We start from the raw sequence: 3,679 nt of genomic DNA, 5'->3' as shown, positions 1-3,679 counted from the left end.
TGGTCGGCGGCGCCCTGGTCACGGCCCTGCTGGCCGGCGGCGCCGGCTACCGCTACGCCACCCACGACGACCCGGCGGTCGCCAGCGGCCCGGCCGGCATCGATCCGGCCACCACCGGCACTGCGGAGGCCACCCCGACCGAGGTCCCGACGCCCACCCCGACCGCGTCGGGTACGCCCACGCCGTCGGCGACCCCGACCGCCACGCCCGGTCGGTCCCGCTCGGCCACCCCGATCCGCCCACCGGTACGCACCAGCACGCCCCCGCCGCCGACCAGCACCGCGCCGCCGCCCCCGCCCGACGTCATCGCCCCGACCATCAACGGCGTCAGCGCCAACCCGGGGCAGCTGGAGCCGAAGGGCTGCCCCTACGGCTACCAGACCGGCACCGTCGCGGCCACCGTCACCGATGACCGCGGCGGCCCGGCCGCGCTGACGGTCAACTTCCGCTACACCCTGGAGACCGTCACCTCGACCGTCCCGATGAGCCCGGTCGGGCAGGGCGGCTTCCAGGGCACCCTCGGGCCGCTGCCGACGCCGAAGCAGAGCACCCGCATCCCCATCCAGGTCACCGCCGCCGACGCCGCCGGCAACACCACCACCTCCGCGACGGTGTACGTGACCCTCTACAACTACTGCACCCCCGGCTGAGGAGCACCCGTGCCCACTGCCCACCTCGTCACCGCGTCCCGGGGACGGCTCGCGTGAGCCGGCCGGAGGAGCCCACCGAGGCGCTGCCGACCCAGGCGATGCCGCCGGTCACCGACCCGGGGGCGACCACCGACCTCGACCGCACCGTGGCGCTCGGCGCGGCCGATGCCACCGCCCCCCTCGGCCTGCCCGACCGGGCCGGACACCCGGCCCCGCCGGATCAGACGGTGCACCTCGGCCCGCCCGAGCGGACGGCGCACCTGGCCGGGCCGGACCGGACCCTGCACCTCGGCGCCCCGGACGCGACCGTGCACCTGGGCCCGCCCGACGCCACGGTGCGCCTGGGTGGGCCCGACCGGACGGTGCACGCCGGTGCGACCGACCGGACCGTCAGCTTCGGCTCGGCGGACGTCGCCACCACCCACTTCGGCCCGCCCGCCACCACCACCGGGCCGGCCACCTCCACCTATGGCGGGCCCACCGGGACCGGCCCCGCCCCGACCGGGCCGACCAACTCCGCCTATCGCGGGACGACCGGCGCGTACCTCGGGGGCACGGCGCAGGCGCGGACGGCGGGCGGCGCCGGCCAGCCCGCGCCCGGCGGCGAGGTGCGCTTCGGGCCCGGCGTGCCGGCGACCCCGCCGGGTGCCCCCGCCTGGCCGGCCGCGGCCCCGGCCCGCCGCCCGCGCCCGCTGCGGCGCCGGGTCGTCTCGGTGCTCTCCACCCTGCTGACCCTCGCGCTGGTCGCGGTGGTCGGGCTCTACCTGTGGGAGCGGCTCAGCCCGCTCGAGGTGGAGGGGGTCACCGTGGCCGTGCCGCAGTCGGCCGGAAACCGCTGCGACGTCACCGTGAACGTGGTCGCCACCGTACGCACGAACGGCAGGAGCGGGGTGATCCGCTACCAGTGGTTCCGCTCGGACGCGCCGCCCGGCGGCCTGCTCACCGAGCGGGTCGGTCGGGGCCAGCGGACCGCCACCCTCACCCTCAAGTGGACGTTCAGCGGCGTCGGCGCCACCACTGGGACCGCCACCGTCAACATCGTCGAACCGTCGCCGGTGCAGGCCGGTACGCGGGTCGCCTACCATTGCCGGCGGGGCTGACCGGGTTTCCCCGCCGCCCGCGTCGGGTACGTCCGAAACGGACCGACCTGACCTGTGCGTGGAGGCCCTTCGATGAAAGACAACTTCGGGAACGCGGTGGGCGACGCGTTCCGCTCGGTGATGCTGTTCCTGCCCAAAGCGGTCGCCTTCGTGGCGATCCTGGTGGTCGGCTGGCTGATCGCCAAGGCCGTACTGAAGATCGTGGACAAGGTCCTGGAGCGGGTGCACTTCGACCGGGCTGTCGAGCGGGGCGGCATCAAGAACGCCCTGGCCCGCTCCCGCTACGACGCCAGCGACATCGTGGCCAAGCTGGTCTACTACGCGGTGCTGCTGGTCACTCTCCAGCTCGCCTTCGGGATCTGGGGCCCGAACCCGATCTCCGACCTGATCGCCGGCGTGGTCGCCTGGCTGCCCCGGGCCTTTGTCGCCATCGTCATCGTGGTGGTGGCGGCGGCCATCGCGAAGGCGGTCAAGGACATCATCTCCAGCGCCCTCGGCGGCCTGTCCTACGGCCGGATCCTGGCCAACCTCGCTTCGGTGTTCATCCTCGGCCTCGGCATCATCGCCGCGCTCAACCAGATCGGCGTGGCCACCACGGTGACCACCCCGGTGCTCATCGCGGTGCTGGCCACCGTCGGCGGCATCCTGGTCGTCGGGGTCGGCGGCGGCCTGGTCCGCCCGATGCAGAGCCGCTGGGAGAACTGGCTGGCCCGCGCCGAGGAGGAGTCGAGCACCATCGCCACCCACGCCCGGGCGTACCAGGCCGGCCGGCGGGACGTCGAGGCGCGGCTGAGCGAGCCGGCCAACCCGTATGCCGAGGCCGAGCTGACCCAGCCGGTCGCCCGGGACACCGAGGCCGACCGCACCCAGCCGGTCGCCCCGTACGCCGACCCGGAGCGCACCCAGCCGACGACGCCGCGCCAGGCCGATGCCGAGCGGGCGACGGACAGCGACGCCACGATGGTCATCCCGCGGGCGGACGCGGAGAAGTTCCGCCGCTGACCGTCGGCATCACCACCGGGGCGGGCCCGTGCGGGCCCGCCCCGGTTTCGCATCGACGAGGAAGGGCCAGGGTCGAGGGGCCGCACATCCGGCCGATGCCCGATAGCATCGGCGCATGACCTGGCGATGTTGATCCTGTCCTAGAGGCCGAAGCCGCGGGCCGCCGCGGACGCCGTACGTCCGGTGTCCGTTTCGCCCCCGTGGGAAGGCCTCATGATCATCATCCCTGCGCGCGTACCCGCGACCCGCCGACTGGCGGCGACGCTCTACGGGTACGCGTTCCTCACCGACTTCGTCCTGCTCTACCCGCTGTACGTGCTGCTGTTCGCCGACACCGGGCTGTCGGTCGGGCAGATCTCCTCGCTGTTCGTCATCTGGTCCGCCACCGGCATCCTGCTGGAGGTGCCCTCCGGCGCCTGGGCCGACGCGGTGTCCCGGCGGCTGCTGCTCGTCCTGGCCCCGCTGCTGCCCGCGGTCGCCTTCGCCCTCTGGGTGCTGGCGCCGTCCTACCCGGCGTTCGCCGTCGGGTTCGTGCTCTGGGGCGCCGGCGGAGCACTGCGCTCCGGTGCCCTGGAGGCGCTGGTCTTCACCGAACTCGACCGGCTCGGCGCCGCCGACCGGTACGCCCGCCTCACCGGCCGGGCCCGCACCGCCGAGGTGCTCGCGGCGGCGGCTTCCGGCGCGGTGGCCGGACCGGTCTTCGCCGCCGGCGGTTACCACGCGGTGGGCGCGGCCAGCATCGCGGCGGGTCTGCTCGCCGCCGCCGTCGCGGCCCGGTTTCCGGAGCACCCGGCGGCGGTTGACCGGCCCGAGCCGGCCGGGCCCGGTGACCGGCCGGCGGACGGGGACGACGAGCCCGGGTGGCTGGCCAGCCTGCGCGCCGGCCTGGCCGAGGCCCGGGCCGACCGCGCGGTACGGGCGGCGCTG

3 protein-coding genes and 1 pseudogene are annotated in these 3,679 nt (G+C 75.5%); all 4 read left to right on the top strand.

Going from position 1 to position 3,679, the window contains the following annotated elements; all coding sequences use genetic code 11:
* A pseudogene (locus ONA70_RS35255) lies at positions 1-650 on the top strand (serine/threonine-protein kinase); the annotation flags it as partial.
* 53 nt (positions 651-703) lie between these two features.
* Positions 704-1,750 carry a hypothetical protein gene (locus tag ONA70_RS35250; protein ID WP_265010810.1) on the top strand — a complete coding sequence of 349 codons (1,047 nt, stop codon included), beginning with the start codon at positions 704-706 and terminating at the stop codon, positions 1,748-1,750.
* A gap of 72 nt (positions 1,751-1,822) precedes the next feature.
* A complete protein-coding gene (locus ONA70_RS35245; RefSeq protein WP_265010809.1) occupies positions 1,823-2,752 on the top strand; it encodes a mechanosensitive ion channel family protein in 930 nt (309 codons plus the stop codon).
* 213 nt (positions 2,753-2,965) lie between these two features.
* On the top strand, positions 2,966-3,679 hold a 714-nt coding region (locus ONA70_RS35240; RefSeq protein ID WP_265010808.1), incomplete at its 3' end, for an MFS transporter.

Origin of the sequence: Micromonospora yasonensis (assembly GCF_026013475.1) — a bacterium.
GTDB lineage: Bacteria > Actinomycetota > Actinomycetes > Mycobacteriales > Micromonosporaceae > Micromonospora > Micromonospora yasonensis.
The sequence above is the reverse complement of the archived record's forward strand: the minus strand, read 5'-3'. Positions and strand labels throughout refer to the sequence as shown.

Excerpts from the sequence above, each read along its gene's own strand:
- ONA70_RS35245 (WP_265010809.1), top strand. The coding sequence starts at position 1,823 with ATGAAAGACAACTTCGGGAACGCGGTGGGCGACGCGTTCCGCTCGGTG.